The organism is Micromonospora sp. NPDC003816, assembly GCF_042874705.1.
In the GTDB taxonomy this organism is placed as follows: domain Bacteria; phylum Actinomycetota; class Actinomycetes; order Mycobacteriales; family Micromonosporaceae; genus Micromonospora.
In genome coordinates, this window is record NZ_JBIANP010000004.1 from 221,361 (window position 1) to 237,053 (window position 15,693).

The window sequence follows — 15,693 nt, forward strand, 5'->3', positions numbered from 1 at the left end:
CGCCCCTTTCCCGCTGCGTACCATCGCCACGATGAACTCTCCATCGCCTGAGGTGGCGGTGCCCGCCGTGCCCTCCGAACCGGAGGCACCCCGGGCACTGCCCAACGGGCTCGCCGCGTTCCTGGTCTTCTACTCCAGCGGAGCCGTCCTGGTCCTGGAGACCGCCGCGTTGCGCCTCGTCGGGCCGTACGTGGGGGTCACTCTCCAGGTGACCAGCTCGGTCATCGGCATCGCGTTGGCCGCGATCGCGTACGGGGCGTGGGCGGGCGGCTGGCTGGCCGACCGGCGCAATCCGCGAACGCTGCTGGCGCCCGCGCTGGTGCTCTCCGGCATCGCCACCGCGATCACCCTGCCGGCGGTGCGGTACGCCGGTGAGGTGCTGCGTGGCGGCGCGGAGAGCGCGATCCTGCTGCTCGTGGTGGTCGCCGTCTTCGCGCCCGCGATGCTGCTCTCCTCGGTCAGCCCGCTGGTGATCAAGCTTCAGCTCGCCGACCTGCGCCGGACCGGTCAGGTGGTCGGCCGGCTCTCCGGCATCGGCACCCTGGGTGCGGTGACGGCCACCCTGGTCACCGGCTTCGTGCTGGTCGCTGCGCTGCCGAGCACGGTCATCCTGTTCGGGCTGGCCGCCTCGCTGGGCATCACCGGGATCGCGCTCGGGGTGTACCTGCACCGGCAGGACCGGGCCGGCCTGCCGGGTCCGGCCCGGACCAGGGCCGCGCTGGCGGTGCTGGGGCTGGTCGGGGTGGGACTGACCGTGGTGGCGCCGGACCCGTGCGACGTGGAGACGGCGTACCACTGCGCCCGGGTGGAGGCGGATCCCGGCCGGTCCACCGGGCGGACGCTGCTGCTGAACTCGGCCCAACACTCGTACGTCGACCTGGCCGACCCGACCCACCTGGAGTACGCGTACACCCGGTGGATCGGGGCGGTGGCGGACGTGATGGCGCCGGAGGGCCAGCGGCTCGACGCGTTGCACCTGGGCGGCGGCGGGTTCACCGTGCCGCGTTACCTGACCGCCACCCGGCCCGGCACCGACAACCTGGTCTTCGAGATCGACGGCGGGCTGGTCGAGTTGGGTGAGCGCCACCTCGGCGTACGGCAGGGACCGGACCTGCGGGCCGCGGTGGGCGACGCCCGGATGCTGGTGGTCGCGGAGGGCACCGACACGCGGGACTTCGTGGTCGGCGACGCGTTCGGCCACCTGGTGGTGCCGTGGCACCTGGCGACCCGGGAGATGGCGGCCGAGGTGCGGCGGGTCGTCCGGCCCGGCGGGGTGTACGTGCAGAACGTGATCGACTACCCGCCGCTGCGCTTCGTCCGCAGCGAGGTCGCCACCGTCTCCGCCGAGTTCCGGCACGTCGCGCTGATCGCCCCGCCGGAGGCGCTGGCGGGGGAGCGGGGCGCCAACTTCCTGATCGTCGCCTCGGACACGCCGCTGCCGCTGGCCGCCGTGCGGGCCCGGCTGGACGACCGCAACGAGGCGGTCAGCCTGCTCTCCGGCGGCGACCTGACTGATTTCGTCGGTGACGCACTGGTGTTGACCGATGACTACGCGCCGGTGGACCAATTGCTCGCGACCGCCTGATCGGGTGAGATCCTGACCGAATCCGACCAGAAAGGTGTAGGCGGGTTCGTGCCGGGCAACAACGCCGACCATGGGTGGTGGCCAACGCAGGGGCACGCAACTGGTCGGTGAGCGGTACCGACTGATCGAGCAGGTCGGCACCGGCGGGATGTCGGTGGTCTGGCGCGGCTACGACGAGGTGCTCGGCCGCCAGGTGGCGGTCAAGGTCCTCGCGTCCCGGCTGGCCAGCGACCGGGCGTTCCGGCACCGGATCCGGATCGAGGCACAGGCCGCCGCCCGGCTCTGCCACCCCAACATCACCAACGTGTACGACTACGGGGAGTCCGAGCAGGTCGGGCTGACCGTGCCGTACGTGGTGATGGAACTCATCGACGGCGCTCCGCTGACCGCACGACTGCGCCGCGACGCCCGGCTGCCGTGGCGGGAGGCGGTGACGGTGGCGGCGGAGGTGGCCTCCGCACTGGCCACCGCGCACGCCCGGGGTGTGGTGCACCGGGACGTGACGCCCGGCAACGTGATGCTGACCCCGACCGGCGTCAAGGTCGTCGACTTCGGCATCTCGGCGCTGGTCGGGGAGAGCGAGAAGGGGCCGGACGGCACACTGCTCGGCACCCCCGCCTACCTCGCCCCGGAACGGCTCGACAACGGCCAGGTCAGCCCGGCCACCGACGTGTACGCGGTCGGCCTGCTGCTCTACCGGATGCTCACCGGGCGGCTGCCCTGGGAGGCGAACACCACCACGCAGATGCTGCGGGCGCACCTCTACCGCGAACCCGAGCCGATGCCGGACGTGCCGGGGCTGCCCGACGGCGTCGCCGCGCTGGTGCACCGCTGCCTCGCGAAGTGCCCGGAGGACCGGCCGCGTACCGCCGAACTGGCCCGGTGCCTCGCCGAGGCGGTCGGCAAGGTGACCGCGCGGGCCGAGGACGAACGGGCCCCCGCGCCGATGATGCTGGCCAGCGTCGGCACCACGATTCTGCCCTGGTCCGCCGCGACCGACGCGCTGCCCTTCGCCGGCCAGCGGACCCGCCGTGCCACGACCCGCCGCCGCCGGATCGAGGCGGCGGTGGCCGCCACCGCGTTGATCGGCGTCACGGCGATGGTCTGGACGATGACCTCGCGCAGCCCGGCCAGTGGCGGCATCGATCAGCTCACCCAGGCCCGGATGGGCATCGAGGAGACGGTCCCCTGCCAGGTCAGCTACGCGTTGCGGACGGACTCGGGCACCGAGTTCACCGCCGAGCTGAGCCTGACCAACTCCGGCGAGCGGGAACTGCGCGACTGGACGATGAGTTTCACCTTCCCCGGGAAGCAGAAGGTGACCAAGGCGAGCCCGGCGCAGGCCCGCCAGCAGGGCCGATCGGTCGCCGTACAACCGGCGTCGGGGAAGCCGACGTTGGCGCCGGGAGCCACCGAGAAGATGAGCCTGACCGGCCGGTACACCGGACCGAACCCGCTGCCGGTGGAGTTCCGGGTCGGCGACGCGCGGTGCGGGGTGCAGGTCTCCGGGGTCGCCGGGAGCGCCCCGGCAGCCGGTAAGCCGGTGAAGGCCACCACCACGACGTCGAAGGCCGGTTCGGGCGGCTCCGGCGGCACCAGGGCCAAGGGCGGGGCGGAGAAGAAGCCGGCCGGCACGAAGACCAAGCCCGGCAAGGAGAAGCCCGGTAAGGAGAAGGCGGGCAAGGACAAGCAACCCGGCAAGGACAAGCCGAAGAAGGGCAAGCCCGGCAAGGGGTGACACCGACCTCAGGTGACCAGGGAGAACCGCTGTACGTGCTCGATGGTCCCCTCGACGATGAGCGTGCTGTCCCGGACCAGTTCCAGCCCGTCGGAGACGTAGCGGAAGCGGCTCTCCCCGGGCGGCTTGATACCGATCACGCGTACGCCGTAGCGGTCCAGCAGCCGTACCTCGCTGATCGCCTGTCCCACCAGCGACTCCGGTACGCGGAGCTTGGCGATGGCGAACGCGTCGTCGAACTCCACGAAGTCGAGCATCCGGCTGACGATCAGGTGGGCCAGCCGCTCGCCGGTCTCCGCCTCGGGGAAGATCACGTGCTGCGCGCCGACCGAGGAGAGGATCTTCGCGTGCTGCGCGGAGGTGGCCCGCGCCCAGATCTGCGGTACGCCGAGCTCGACCAGAGCCAGCACGGTCAACACACTGGCCTGCACCGAGGCGCCGATGGCCACCACCACGCGTTGCAGGTCGGCGACGCCGAGCTGGCGCAGCGCGTCCTCGTCGGTGGAGTCGGCCTGGGCCACCTCGTCGAGCTGGGCCGACCACTTCTGCACCTGCTGGGCGTTGCGGTCGATGGCCAGCACGTCGTGCCCGAGGGCGCTGAGCGACTCGGCCAGGTGACAGCCGAAACGGCCCAGCCCGATCACGGCGATGGTCTCGTCGTCGGATCTTCTAGCCGACAATGGGTTGCTCCTCCGGGTAGCGGTAGAGACGGCGACGGGTGTTCAGGGCGATCGCCGAGCCGAGGGTGAGCGGACCCACCCGGCCGATGTACATCAGGACGGTCAGCAGGAACACGCCCCCGTCCTCCAACGACGACGTCAGCCCGACCGTGAGCCCGGTGGTGCTGAACGCCGAGGTGATCTCGAACAGCGTGCTGGTGAGCGGTAACCCGTCGGTGAGCAGGATCAACACGCTGGTGCCGGCGGCCACCATCGCGACGCTGAGCAGGGTGACGGTCAACGCCTGCCGCTGGCTCGACGTGGCGATGCGCCGGTGCCCGACCGTGACGTCCGGCTCGCCCCGGATCTCCGCCCACATGATGAAGGCGAGCAGGAAGAACGTGGACACCTTGATGCCACCGGCGGTGCTGGCGCTGCCGCCGCCGACGAACATCAACGCGATCAGCAGCGGGTAGCTCTCCTCCCGCAACCGGTCGATCGGCATCACCTCGAAGCCGCCGGTGCGGGAGAACGTGATCTGGGTGAACGCGGCGTTCACCTTGCCCGGAACGTCGTACTGGCCGATGGTCCAGGGGTTGGACCACTCGCTGGCCAGCAGGATCACGAACCCGACGGCCACCAGCACGACGCTGCCCCAGATGGTCAGCTTGGTGGCCACCGACCAGCGTACCGGCCGCCGCCACTGGCGGACCGCCTCGAACAGCGCCGGGAACCCCAGCCCGCCGACGATCGAACCGAGAGCCAGCGGCAGGGTCACCCAGGGGTCCCGGGCGAAGGCCAGCAGCCCGTCGGAGTAGAGCGAGAAGCCGGAGTTGTTGAACGCCTGGATCGAGTGGAAGGACGCCGACCAGAGCGCTCGCCGCAGGGGATACTCGTAGCCGAGCCAGAGCCGGGCGGTGAGCACGACCGTCATCACCACCTCGCAGACCAGCACCGTGGTCCCGATGCGCATCAGCAGCCGGCGTACGTCACCCAGTCCGTACTCCAGGGTCTCGGCCTGGACCAGCATCCGGTTGTGCAGACCGAGCCGCCGGGACACGGTCAGGACCACCAGCGCGGCGAGCGTCAGGATGCCGAGTCCGCCGACCTGGGTCAGCACCGTGATCACCACCAGTCCGGTCTCGGACCAGTAGTTCGGCGTGTCGGTGATGGCCAGCCCGGTGACCGAGACCGCCGAGGTGGCGGTGAACAGCGCGACCGGAAACGGCGGGTGCTGGTGCTGGATGGTCATCGGCTCCAGCATCAGCAGGCCGGCGCCGAGCAGGATCGTCACGAGGAAGCCGACCGGTACCAGCCGCACGGGGTGACGAAGGAACCGGCGCACCAGACAATCTTCCGATTCCGTCCGGTTCGGGGTGCGGGAATCGAGATCCCGAGCCTCCACCGACCGTCAGGCGCCCCAGCCACCAGCCACCGGCCACCGTGCGGCAGTGGCCGCTGTCCTCGCCCCTCGCCCCTCGCGCCGATCATGGAGTTGTGGCGAGGGAATCGCGGCCGACCACGACGGGCCGTGTCACCTGTCCCGCACCTGACGTCGCCTGGCCGGGGACAAGCGGGAGGGTACGGCGGCAGGGGCGGCCCGTCGCCGTGCCGCCCCTGACCGATCAGCCGTTGAGCAGGTCGTACGCCGCCGTGGGCGCCTTCTCTGCCTCGTCCTCGGTGAACGCGACGATCGCGGGGGCGCTGCCGAAGTCGAAGTACTCGACCACGTACTCCGACGCCTTCTGCTCCCCGTCGGCCGGGATCGCCAGGGTGAGCGAGGTGAGGTTGCCGTCCGCCCCCACCACGGCGGTGAGCGGGATCTGCGTGATGGCGTCGCTGAGCTTGGCCACGCCATCCAGGGCGTCCGCCAGGTCCGGCTGGGCGGAGAGGTCGACCGTGCCGGTGTACGTCCCGCCCTCACCGGCCTGGACGTCGCTGGCCGCCTGGATGATCACCTCGGCGTTGCCGGGGTCGGTGCCCTCGTAGGTGGGCAGGGAGTCCGGCCCGTCGACCTTCGTCGGGTCCAGTTCCATCCACGTGGTGGGCAGCTTCATCAGCTTCTGGATGTTCTTGTCGCCCTTGAAGTTGACCTTCATCCAGGTGCGTGACTCGATCATCCGGAAGGACATCTCCAGGGTGAAGTCCTTGTCCTTGGTGACCGTGTCGATGTCCATGCCCCGGTTCGCCGGGTCGACCACTCCGGACACGTCGCCGGAGGTGGTGAAACGGAACGCCGGGTCCTGCTCGCCGGGTACCGCGTCCAGCAGTTCCTGCTTGGGGTCGGGCGGTGGCGGGGCCGCCTCCGGGGCGTCCTTGTCGTCGCAGCCGGCCACCAGGGTCGCGGCCAGCAGGGCGATCGTCGCGACCGCGAAGCGCCGGGTCGTGGCGGTGGTACCGGTTCGCTGAGTCATCTCGTCTCTCTTCCGCGGATCGAACGGAATCGTATGCCAGACGCCCCGCTGCCGCGTCCCGCCACCACGTCGTACGGCCACCCACCCACCCCCACATCACCGCCGGTCCGCCGCGCCTCTCGTGGGCCGTCGGTCACCTCACCGTGCGCCCTTTGCTCTGCTTCACCCCACGCACCGAACACGCCCGGATTCTGTTGCGCCAGTTGAAGCAGAGCAAAGGACGCCGGGGACAACACCGGACCGACCGCAGCAGGGCACCCTGCCGCCCGCCTGGCAGCCGAGCCCGCCGAGCACGCTGAGCACCGCGCAGAGGAAACCCAGCAGCAACAGCGCACGCCGTGACGGGCCGGTCGTCCGACGGTGCTGGTAGAAAGGCCGGATGAGCCAGGAACGGACGACGATCCGGCAGCGGGCCGAGGCGGTGCTGCGGCGGCTGGCGGGCGAGGACGCCCGGCTCCGGGAGGACCAGTGGCGGGCGATCGAGGCGTTGGTGGTCGACCGACGGCGGGTGCTCTGCGTGCAGCGCACCGGTTGGGGCAAGTCGGCGGTCTACTTCGTGGCCACCGCGCTGCTGCGGCAGGAGGTGGACGGCCGGGAGCCGGCCGGGCCCACCGTGATCGTGTCGCCGCTGCTGGCGTTGATGCGTAACCAGGTCGAGTCGGCGGCCCGGGCCGGTATCCGGGCGCGCACCATCAACTCGGCCAACCTCGACGAGTGGGACGAGATCACCGGCGAGATCCACGCCGGTGCGGTGGACGTGCTGCTGATCAGCCCGGAGCGGCTCAACAATCCGGACTTCCGGGACGGCGTACTGCCGAGGTTGGCCGCCACCACCGGCCTGTTGGTGGTCGACGAGGCGCACTGTGTGTCGGACTGGGGGCACGACTTCCGGCCGGACTACCGGAGGTTGCGGACCTTCCTCGGCAACCTGCCGGAGCAGACGCCGGTGCTGGCCACCACCGCCACCGCCAACGAGCGGGTGACGCGGGACGTGGCCGAGCAGCTCGGCACCGAGGCGGTCACGTCGGGGCGGCAGCGACCGGACGTCCTCGTGCTGCGCGGCAGCCTGGACCGGGAGTCGCTGCGGCTGGGCGTACTCGACCTGCCGAGCCCGGCGCACCGGCTCGGCTGGCTCGCCGACCACCTGGACCGGCTGCCCGGCTCCGGCATCATCTATACGTTGACCGTGGCGTCGGCGACCGAGACCGCCGAGTTCCTGCGGTCGCGGGGCTGGACGGTGGCCGCGTACACCGGGCAGGCCGAGGACGCCGACCGCCGCGCCGCCGAGCAGGACCTGCTCGACAACAAGATCAAGGCGTTGGTCGCCACCAGCGCGCTCGGCATGGGCTTCGACAAGCCGGACCTCGGCTTCGTGGTGCACCTGGGCGCGCCCCCGTCGCCGATCGCCTACTACCAGCAGGTCGGCCGTGCCGGCCGCGCGGTCGAGCATGCCGAGGTGCTGCTGCTGCCCGGTGTCGAGGACCAGGCCATCTGGCGGTACTTCGCCTCGCTCGCCTTCCCGCCCGAGGACCAGGTCCGCGCCGTGCTGGCCGCGCTGCACACCGACCGGCCGCTCTCCACCCAGGCCCTGGAGCCCCTGGTCGACCTGCGCCGGGCCCGGCTGGAACTGATGCTCAAGGTGCTCGACGTGGACGGCGCCGTCCGCCGGGTGCGCGGTGGGTGGCTCGCCACCGGCGAAACCTGGGTCTACGACGAGCCCCGGTTGCGGCGCGTCGCCGCCGCCCGCGCCGACGAGCAACAGGCCATGCTCGGGTACGCCGCGACGACCGACTGCCGGATGCGCTACCTGCGGGCCTGTCTGGACGACGCGGAGGCGGCCGACTGTGGGCGCTGTGACCGGTGCGCCGCGCCGCTGTTCACGGCGGAGGTGTCACCGGCCGCGCTGACCACCGCGCAGACGTTCCTGGGTCGCCCCGGCGTGCCGCTCGCGCCCAAGAAGCTCTGGCCGACCGGGTTGGAGGCGGTCGGCGTACCGCTGAAGGGCCGCATCGCCCCGACGGAGCAGGCCCTTTCCGGACGGGCCGTGGGCCGGCTCTCCGACCTCGGCTGGGGTTCTCGGCTGCGCGGTCTGGTCGGGCCGGGCACGCCGGACGGCCCGCTTCCGGACGACCTGGCCGCCGCCGTCATCGAGGTGCTCAAGGCGTGGGCGCACGGCGACGACCCGTGGCCCCGCCGCCCGGCGGGCGTGGTCGCGGTCGACTCACGTACCCATCCGGTGCTGGTCGGGTCGCTGGCCGAGCGGATCGCCGCCGTCGGGCGGCTGCCGCTGCTGGGCCGGGTCGTCTCGGCCGGTCCGCCGGCTGGTCCGCGTGGCAACAGCGCCCAGCGGGTACGCACCCTGCACGGCGCCCTCACCGTGCCCGAGCCGCTCGCCGACGCCCTCACCGGGCTGGACGGCCCGGTCCTGCTCGTCGACGACCTGGTCGACTCGGGCTGGACGATGACGATGGCGGCGCGGGAACTGCGCCGCGCCGGTGCCCCCGACGTCCTGCCGCTGGCCCTCGCCGTCGCCGGCTGACGCTCGGCACACGGCCGGGCGGACACCCTCACCCACGTGCCAGGCCAGACCGGGACCGGTCCGCGGGTGCGACCGGAGCCACGACCGGGCGTACCCGCCGGGGCGCCGCAGCATCCGGCGGTACGGTGGGCGCATGGCTGACCAGGAACCCGACGCGCCCGCGTTCGGGTCGGTGCGGGTCGCCGAGCGGCCGGCGGCGGGCGGCGACCCGGACGCGGTCCCCGCGACGCCGGACCGGGCCACGCTGCGGCTGGCCCTGGTGGTCGGCGGGTTGGTGCTGGCCGTGCTGCTCGGCTTCGGGCTCGGCCGGATCAACGGCGGTGGTCCGGCGGCGGCACTCGGCGGCGCGGGGGACAGCGCGCTGGCCGACCACAGTCACGCACCCGGCGTCGGCGCGCACTCGCACGGCGCCGACCAGGAGGCCGCCGCTGAAGCCGGTGGGCTGGCGATCAGCCGGGACGGCTACACGCTCGCCCCGCTGTCGGCCGAGTTCACCGCCGGCCGCGAAGGTGAGCTGCGGTTCCGGGTCGAGGACGGGCAGCGCCGCGCGGTCACCCGGTTCGCGGTCGTGCACGACAAGCCGATGCACGTCATCGTGGTGCGTCGCGACCTGAGCGGCTATCAGCACCTGCACCCGACCATGGCGGCGGACGGCACCTGGTCGGTGCCGCTCACCCTGGCGCAGCCCGGCCTGTGGCGGGCGTACGCCGACTTCACCGCGCTCGCCGACGACGGCCGGCAGACCGCCACCACGCTCGGCGTGGACCTGGTCGCCCCCGGCACGTACCAGCCCCGGGACCTGCCCGCCCCGGCCACCACCGACACGGTCGACGGGTGGACCGTCGGATACCAGGGCCGCCCCGAACCCGGGCTGACGGTGCCGTTGAGTTTCCGGGTCGCCGGTGCGGACGGCGCCGCCCCGGCGCTGGAGCGGTACCTCGGCGCGTACGGGCATCTCGTCGCGTTGCGCGAGGGCGACCTCGGGTACCTGCACGTGCACCCCGAGACGGAGTTGATCGACGGTGCGATCCAGTTCTGGCTGACCGCGCCGGGGCCGGGGCGGTACCGCCTCTATCTGGACTTCGCCACCGGCGGGCAGGTCCGTACCGCCGAGTTCACGGTGACTGTCGGCTAGCTCAGCCGGCCCGGCGGATCGGTCGGCGGGCGAGGTAACGCAGCAGGTCGCGGATGTGATGCTTCTCCTCGGCCGGCACGGCCGGGTCCGCCAGCCGTTGCAGGATCACCCGGACGTCGGCCTCGACCGGGCCCTCGTCGCCGCGTCGCCAGGGCCCGGGGCCGGCGTCGGGCAGGCCGAGCGCGCGGAAGGCCGCTGCCACCGGCAGGTCCAGCGCGGCGCAGAAGCCGCGAACCTTGGCCAACTCGGGGTAGTCCTGCCAGTCACCGGCCAACCAGCGGAAGACGGTCGAGCGCCCGACGCCGGTGTGCCCGGCCAGGTCGGTGACCGTCCACCCGCGTTCCTCCCGGGCGTCGTCGATGGCGCGGCGCACGAAGCGCGCGAACGCCATCTGCGGCGAGACCTCTGCCGAACTCATCCGGTGGGTATGCCCTCCCGACCGGCACCCGACGGTGCGTTCTTCGAGACTAGTACGCGAAGTTGCGGACGCAACTGACTGATCGACCAGACGACAGTGACGGCGGAGTCGAGTCGGGTCAACGCTTCTCGGCGAGCGGCGCGAGCAGTGTCTCCAGTCGTGGTGAGACCCGCCACTGCGTCACCAGCTCGCGATACTCCGCGCGGTGGGCGTCGGTCGGTGCGGCGCCGGTGCGTCGTGCCCGGATCAGCAGGTTGCGAGGGGTGTGTGCCGAGTCGACGAACTCGACCACCTCGGCCCGGTAGCCGTGCAGCCGCAACAGACCGGCCCGCACCGCGTCGGTGAGCACGTCCGCGAAACGCTCCCGGAGGATCCCCTGCCGGGTCAGCAGCTCGTAGGGCGCGGGTGCCGGACGGGCGCGGAGCTGCGCGGCGATGTCGTGGTGGCAGCAGGGCGCGGCCAGCACCCACCGGGCTTCCCAGCGCACCGCGCGGGCCAGCGCCTCGTCGGTGGCCGTGTCGCAGGCGTGCAGGGCGAGCACCAGGTCCGGTGCCGGTTCGACGACCGCGTCGGCGATGGTGCCGGCCACGAAGCGGACCCGGTCGGCCCAGCCCAGCCGCTGCGCCAGCGCGGTGTTGCGGTGCCGCTGGTCGTCGCGTACGTCGACACCGACCAGCTCGACGTCCCACCCGCGCCCGGACAGATAGCGGTACGCGGCGAAGCTGAGGTACGCGTTGCCGCAGCCCAGGTCCACCACCCGCAGCGGACCCGGCTCGTCGGGCAGCGTCGCCGCCAGCGCCCGCAGGAACGCGTCCACCTGCCGACGCTTGGCCGCCGAGCCGCCGATCTCGGCGAAGAGCGGGTCGCCCGGGTCGAGCAGGTACTCCTTGGCCCGGTCGTGTCCGGCCGGAGCGGCGGCCGGGCGGTCGCTGGCGCTGCGGTGCACCTGCGCCTCACCCGACTTGGTGACCCGCAGTTGGAGCGTGGCCCCGGTGGTCTCCACGTGCCAGTTGCCGAAGGGCTCGGCCAGCAGCGCCTCGACCGCCGCGTCCGCCTCCGGCCCGGCGGTCACGTTGCGGGTGTACGGCCGGTCGCCGTCGGACGTCGAGATCTGCAACCTCGGGCCGGCCTTGAGCGCGACCGGTCGCAGCTCGGCCCGGACCACGGAAGGTCGTTGGCCGCGCCGACGACCGGCGGCCACGGCCCGGGTGAGCGCGGGATCCAGCAGCATCGAGCGGACCTCGGCCAGGGCGGAGTCCAACGGTTCGGGCATCGCTCCATCTTCCACGCCGGCCCGGGGCATGCCGACATCGGCGGGGGCGGCGGTGCTGTGTGTTCGAGGCGGCGGGTGGTGACAGCATCGCGCCGACGACCGGGCTGGTCGTCGGCGCGATGCCGTTGCGTGGTCTCCTGTGCCGCTCCGTCCGGTGGACGGAGCGGGATCAGTCGGTGCTGGCCTCGGCCGAGCTGCCGGCGGTGGCCCGGCGGCGCCGACGGCGGCGCGGGCGGGGCGTCTCGGCGGTGCCCTCGGTGCCGGTGGCGGCCTCGACGGGGGTGCCCGTCTCGGCGGAGTTGGTCGAGTCGACACCGGCGATGACCTCGCCGGCGCGGCGGCGCCGACGGCGGCGCGGCGTGCGGGTGCCCTCACCGGCCTCGCCGGACAGCTCTGCGCCGGCCTCGGCGGACTCCGGCCCGGCCTCGCCGCCCGGCCCGCGACCGCTCTCGGCGCGGCCCCGGCCCTCGCCACGACCCCGGCCCTCACCGCGTCCGCCGCTGTCGCCGCGTCCGCCCTCGCCGCGTCCGCCGCTGTCGCCGCGTCCGCCCTCGCCGCGTCCACGGCCCTGGCGACGTCCGGCGCCGCGCGGCTCGCCGCCACGGCGGGCGCGACCGCCGCCCAGGTCCTCCTCGACCTCGGCGGACAATCCGGCGCGGGTGCGCTCGGCGGTCGGCAGCGTGCCGGTCACCTCGGTCGAGATGTGCAGTTCGGTGTAGAGGTGCGGAGAGGTGTGGTAGGTCTCCTGCGGCTCGGGCATGTCCAGCCCGAGCGTCTTGTCGATGATCCGCCAGCGGGGCATGTCGTCCCAGTCGACGAAGGTCACCGCCACACCGGTCGCCCCGGCCCGGCCGGTACGGCCGATCCGGTGGGTGTAGGTGTCCTGGTCCTCGGGGCAGTCGTAGTTGATGACGTGGGTGACGCCGCTGACGTCGATGCCCCGGGCCGCGACGTCGGTGGCGACCAGAGTGTCGATCTTGCCGGCGCGGAAGGCCCGGAGGGCCCGCTCACGGGCGCCCTGTCCGAGGTCGCCGTGCACGGCCGCGACCGCGAAGCCACGGAAGTCGAGGTCCTCGGCCACCCGGTCGGCGGCCCGCTTGGTCCGCGTGAAGATCATCGTCAGGCCACGGCTCTCCGCCTGGAGGATCCGGGCCACGATCTCGATCTTGTTCATCGAGTGGGTGCGGTAGACCAGCTGCTCCGTCTGCGGGGACGGGCCGGTCTCGGCGGTGTGCCCGGCGTGGATCGTGATCGGGTGACGCAGGAACCGCCGGGACAGCGTCACGATCGGGTCCGGCATGGTGGCGGAGAACAGCATGGTCTGCCGCTCCTCCGGGAGCATCGCCAGGATCCGCTCGACGTCGTCGAGGAAGCCCAGGTCGAGCATCCGGTCGGCCTCGTCCAGCACCAGCGCGCGTACGCCGTGCAGGCGCAGGTGCTTCTGCTTGGCCAGGTCGAGCAGGCGGCCCGGCGTACCGACGAGGATCTCCACGCCCTTGCGCAGCGCGTCGACCTGCGGCTCGTACGCGACCCCGCCATAGATCGGGAGTACCCGGACGCCCCGGGTGCGGCCTGCGGCGGCGATGTCCTTGGCGACCTGGATGCCCAGTTCACGGGTGGGTACGACGACGAGTGCCTGCGGCACGCCGTCACTGCCCTCGCCCGGTGCGAAGACCCGCTCCAGCAGCGGTACGCCGAAGCCGAGGGTCTTGCCGGTGCCGGTCGGCGCCTGCCCGATCAGGTCGGCGCCGCGCAGGGCGATCGGCAGCGCGTACTCCTGGATGGCGAAGGCGCGGGTGATGCCGGACGCGGCCAGCGCGTCGACGGTCTCGGCGCGCGCGCCGAGCTCGGCGAAGGTCGGTGCCTCCGGTCGGACCGGGGCGGTCGGGGCCAGTTCCTGGCCGTCTGTGAGGTCTTGAATCGGCTCACTCATGTGGATTTGGGGGTGCCCTCTCGTGGGTGCGCCCCGTCATGTCCTCAGGGCGCGTTCGGTTTTGGCGCGGGCCACACGGTCGGCGGCAGAGATGCCGGGCGGACCGGGCCGCACGCGCGCCGTGGGTCGGACGTCGACCGGGTTGGATCTGAATCCGGTCGGGATCGGCGCCTACGGCAACTCGTCCATGTTACCTGAACGGGTGTGAAGCCGTCCCGATTCCAGTCCGGCAAGAGTCACCGGGAGGGCTTCTATGTGACCTGTATCACATGCATGTGGTCGGTGCTGCCTGGTCAGCCCGCCCGGTGACGCCTCGCCGAGCGCTCCCCGGGCGGCCGACGGCGGTAGCCTGCGCGGGTGTCCGCCCCCGCCGCGCCCGATCACGCCGTCGCCGACCTGCTCGGCCTGGTGGCCCTCGGTGAACTGCTCGCCTTCGAACGTCTGGCAGCCGATGCCCGGTTCGCCCCGGATCTGCGCCGTCGGGCCGCGTTGAGCGAGATGGCCGCCGCCGAGATCGCCAACTACCGGCGGCTGGCCGACCGGCTGGCGGTGCTCGGTGTGCCGGTGGAGGAGGCGATGGCGGCCTACGTCGAGCCGTTGCAGGGGTACCACGACTCGACCGAGCCCCGGGACTGGGCGGAAGCGGTCACCAAGGCGTACGTCGGTGACGGGATCACCGAGGACTTCCTCCGCGAGATCGCCGAGGCGCTGCGGGAGCCGGACCGGCGCCTGGTCCTGGACGTGCTGCGTGACTCGCGGTACGCGGAGTTCGCCGCCGCCGAGATCCGGCACGCCGTCGCGGCGGACCCGAAGGTCGCCGGTCGGTTGTCCATGTGGGCCCGGCGACTGGTCGGCGAGGCGCTGTCCCAGGCGGGCCGGGTGGTCGCCGCCGACCGGGGGACGTTGACCGCCCTGATCGTCGCGGACGGGCAGGCGGACGTACCCGGATTGTTCCGGCGGCTGACCGCCGCGCACACCGCGCGGATGGCCGCCGCCGGCCTCAACAACTGATCGTCAGCGGACGGTGAAGCCCACTGCCCGAGGGGACGCCTCGGCGATCTCGACGTAAGCGACCTTGCTGACCGGCACGATGACCCGCCGGCCCTTCTCGTCGGTCAGGGAGAGCGTGCCGCCCTCGTTCCTGGCCATCGCGTCGGTCACGATCTGCTCGATCTCGGCCGGCGACTGTGCGCTCTCCAGGACCAGCTCGCGCGGTGCGTACTGCACCCCGATCTTGACCTCCACTGTGCCTCCTCCGTCGGGCGAAATGGTCGCCGTGCGAAGGCTATCCGATCACAAGGTGCGAGTTCAGGCTGACTCACCTTGCAGCGGGAAGCTCGCGATGCCCCGCCAGGACAGCGCGGCCACCAACGCCTCCGCCTCGGCCTTGGGTACCTGCCGCCCGCGGGCCAGCCAGAACTGTGCCGCGGTCTCGGCGGCGCCGACCAGGCCGGAGGCGAGCAGCTCCGCATGAGCCCGGCTGACCCCGGTGTCCGAGATGATGGTGTCGGTGATCGCCGCGATGCAGCCCTGCTCGACCCGCTCCACGCGCTCCCGCACGGCCGGGTCGTTACGCAGGTCCGACTCGAAGACCAGGCGGAACGCCTCGCTCTCGTGGTCGACGAAGTCGAAGTACGCCCGTACGGACGCGCTGACCCGCTCCTTGTTGTCGGCGGTGCTCGCCATCGCGTCGTGCACCTTGGCGACGATTGCGTCACAGTGCGTGTCGAGCAGGGCGAGATACAGCTCCATCTTGCCCGGGAAGTGCTGGTACAGCACGGGCTTGGAGACGCCGGCCCGCTCGGCGATGTCGTCCATGGCCGCGGCGTGGTAACCCTGCGCGACGAATACCTCCTGAGCAGCGGCGAGCAGCTGCTTGCGGCGTGCCGAACGGGGCAGGCGGGTCGGCCTGCCGGTGGTCTGGGCGCCGTTCCCCACAGCGGTCATGGGAACCTCCGAGTCTGTAGACGGGCCGCATTTCGCCCGAACCGCTCAGGGC

At 72.5% G+C, this 15,693-nt stretch carries 13 protein-coding genes; 5 read left to right on the top strand and 8 right to left on the bottom strand.

Annotated features, from left to right (window positions below):
* Positions 1 to 31: 31 nt before the first annotated feature.
* Together ACFYTT_RS16680 and ACFYTT_RS16685 are read left to right on the top strand one after the other, a co-directional pair.
* Positions 32 to 1,585 (top strand): fused MFS/spermidine synthase, encoded by a 1,554-nt coding sequence (locus ACFYTT_RS16680; RefSeq protein WP_387260085.1) that lies wholly within the window; start codon positions 32 to 34, stop codon positions 1,583 to 1,585.
* Positions 1,586 to 1,655: 70 nt separating this feature from the next.
* Positions 1,656 to 3,323 carry a serine/threonine-protein kinase gene (locus ACFYTT_RS16685; RefSeq protein WP_387260088.1) on the top strand — a complete coding sequence of 556 codons (1,668 nt, stop codon included), beginning with the start codon at positions 1,656 to 1,658 and terminating at the stop codon, positions 3,321 to 3,323.
* Between the two features lie 8 nt (positions 3,324 to 3,331).
* Here ACFYTT_RS16685 and ACFYTT_RS16690 read toward each other — a convergent pair whose 3' ends face one another.
* From ACFYTT_RS16690 to ACFYTT_RS16700, 3 genes are all read right to left on the bottom strand, one after another.
* Entirely contained in the window at positions 3,332 to 4,003 is a 672-nt protein-coding gene (locus ACFYTT_RS16690) for a TrkA family potassium uptake protein (protein ID WP_131054300.1), read from the bottom strand.
* On the bottom strand, positions 3,993 to 5,327 hold the full coding sequence (locus ACFYTT_RS16695) for a TrkH family potassium uptake protein (protein ID WP_176095273.1): 1,335 nt from the start codon (positions 5,325 to 5,327) through the stop codon (positions 3,993 to 3,995). The genes ACFYTT_RS16690 and ACFYTT_RS16695 overlap by 11 nt, the downstream gene beginning before the upstream one ends.
* A 280-nt stretch (positions 5,328 to 5,607) precedes the next feature.
* Positions 5,608 to 6,396, bottom strand: coding sequence for a hypothetical protein (locus tag ACFYTT_RS16700; RefSeq protein ID WP_387260091.1), 789 nt, complete (start codon positions 6,394 to 6,396; stop codon positions 5,608 to 5,610).
* A gap of 379 nt (positions 6,397 to 6,775) precedes the next feature.
* Here ACFYTT_RS16700 and ACFYTT_RS16705 point away from each other — a divergent pair, with 379 nt between their 5' ends.
* On the top strand, positions 6,776 to 8,935 hold the full coding sequence (locus ACFYTT_RS16705) for a DEAD/DEAH box helicase (protein WP_387260094.1): 2,160 nt from the start codon (positions 6,776 to 6,778) through the stop codon (positions 8,933 to 8,935).
* A 133-nt stretch (positions 8,936 to 9,068) separates the two neighbouring features.
* On the top strand, positions 9,069 to 10,070 hold the full coding sequence (locus tag ACFYTT_RS16710; protein WP_387260096.1) for a hypothetical protein: 1,002 nt from the start codon (positions 9,069 to 9,071) through the stop codon (positions 10,068 to 10,070).
* 1 nt (position 10,071) lies between these two features.
* Here ACFYTT_RS16710 and ACFYTT_RS16715 read toward each other — a convergent pair whose 3' ends face one another.
* The 3 genes from ACFYTT_RS16715 to ACFYTT_RS16725 all read right to left on the bottom strand — a co-directional run bounded on the left by ACFYTT_RS16715 (position 10,072) and on the right by ACFYTT_RS16725 (position 13,694).
* Entirely contained in the window at positions 10,072 to 10,488 is a 417-nt protein-coding gene (locus tag ACFYTT_RS16715) for a helix-turn-helix domain-containing protein (RefSeq protein WP_176095270.1), read from the bottom strand.
* A 118-nt stretch (positions 10,489 to 10,606) separates the two neighbouring features.
* Positions 10,607 to 11,761, bottom strand: a complete 1,155-nt coding sequence (locus ACFYTT_RS16720) for an SAM-dependent methyltransferase (protein ID WP_176095269.1) — start codon at positions 11,759 to 11,761, stop codon at positions 10,607 to 10,609.
* A 169-nt stretch (positions 11,762 to 11,930) separates the two neighbouring features.
* Positions 11,931 to 13,694 carry a DEAD/DEAH box helicase gene (locus tag ACFYTT_RS16725; RefSeq protein WP_387260100.1) on the bottom strand — a complete coding sequence of 588 codons (1,764 nt, stop codon included), beginning with the start codon at positions 13,692 to 13,694 and terminating at the stop codon, positions 11,931 to 11,933.
* A 357-nt stretch (positions 13,695 to 14,051) separates the two neighbouring features.
* Here ACFYTT_RS16725 and ACFYTT_RS16730 point away from each other — a divergent pair, with 357 nt between their 5' ends.
* Positions 14,052 to 14,705, top strand: coding sequence for a ferritin-like fold-containing protein (locus ACFYTT_RS16730; protein ID WP_131056705.1), 654 nt, complete (start codon positions 14,052 to 14,054; stop codon positions 14,703 to 14,705).
* A 3-nt stretch (positions 14,706 to 14,708) separates the two neighbouring features.
* Here ACFYTT_RS16730 and ACFYTT_RS16735 read toward each other — a convergent pair whose 3' ends face one another.
* Positions 14,709 to 14,939: a DUF3107 domain-containing protein gene (locus tag ACFYTT_RS16735; RefSeq protein WP_131056703.1), complete on the bottom strand. Its 231-nt coding sequence runs from the start codon at positions 14,937 to 14,939 to the stop codon at positions 14,709 to 14,711.
* A gap of 63 nt (positions 14,940 to 15,002) precedes the next feature.
* Positions 15,003 to 15,641: a TetR/AcrR family transcriptional regulator gene (locus ACFYTT_RS16740; protein ID WP_131056701.1), complete on the bottom strand. Its 639-nt coding sequence runs from the start codon at positions 15,639 to 15,641 to the stop codon at positions 15,003 to 15,005.
* Between the last annotated feature and the right edge of the window lie 52 nt (positions 15,642 to 15,693).

What these genes read in the sequence shown, in the direction of transcription:
- ACFYTT_RS16680 (WP_387260085.1), top strand. Translation starts at nt 32, where the DNA reads ATGAACTCTCCATCGCCTGAGGTGGCGGTGCCCGCCGTGCCCTCCGAA.
- ACFYTT_RS16685 (WP_387260088.1), top strand. Translation starts at nt 1,656, where the DNA reads ATGGGTGGTGGCCAACGCAGGGGCACGCAACTGGTCGGTGAGCGGTAC.
- ACFYTT_RS16700 (WP_387260091.1), bottom strand. Translation starts at nt 6,396, where the DNA reads ATGACTCAGCGAACCGGTACCACCGCCACGACCCGGCGCTTCGCGGTC.
- ACFYTT_RS16705 (WP_387260094.1), top strand. Translation starts at nt 6,776, where the DNA reads ATGAGCCAGGAACGGACGACGATCCGGCAGCGGGCCGAGGCGGTGCTG.
- ACFYTT_RS16710 (WP_387260096.1), top strand. Translation starts at nt 9,069, where the DNA reads ATGGCTGACCAGGAACCCGACGCGCCCGCGTTCGGGTCGGTGCGGGTC.
- ACFYTT_RS16715 (WP_176095270.1), bottom strand. Translation starts at nt 10,488, where the DNA reads ATGAGTTCGGCAGAGGTCTCGCCGCAGATGGCGTTCGCGCGCTTCGTG.
- ACFYTT_RS16720 (WP_176095269.1), bottom strand. Translation starts at nt 11,761, where the DNA reads ATGCCCGAACCGTTGGACTCCGCCCTGGCCGAGGTCCGCTCGATGCTG.
- ACFYTT_RS16725 (WP_387260100.1), bottom strand. Translation starts at nt 13,694, where the DNA reads ATGAGTGAGCCGATTCAAGACCTCACAGACGGCCAGGAACTGGCCCCG.
- ACFYTT_RS16740 (WP_131056701.1), bottom strand. Translation starts at nt 15,641, where the DNA reads ATGACCGCTGTGGGGAACGGCGCCCAGACCACCGGCAGGCCGACCCGC.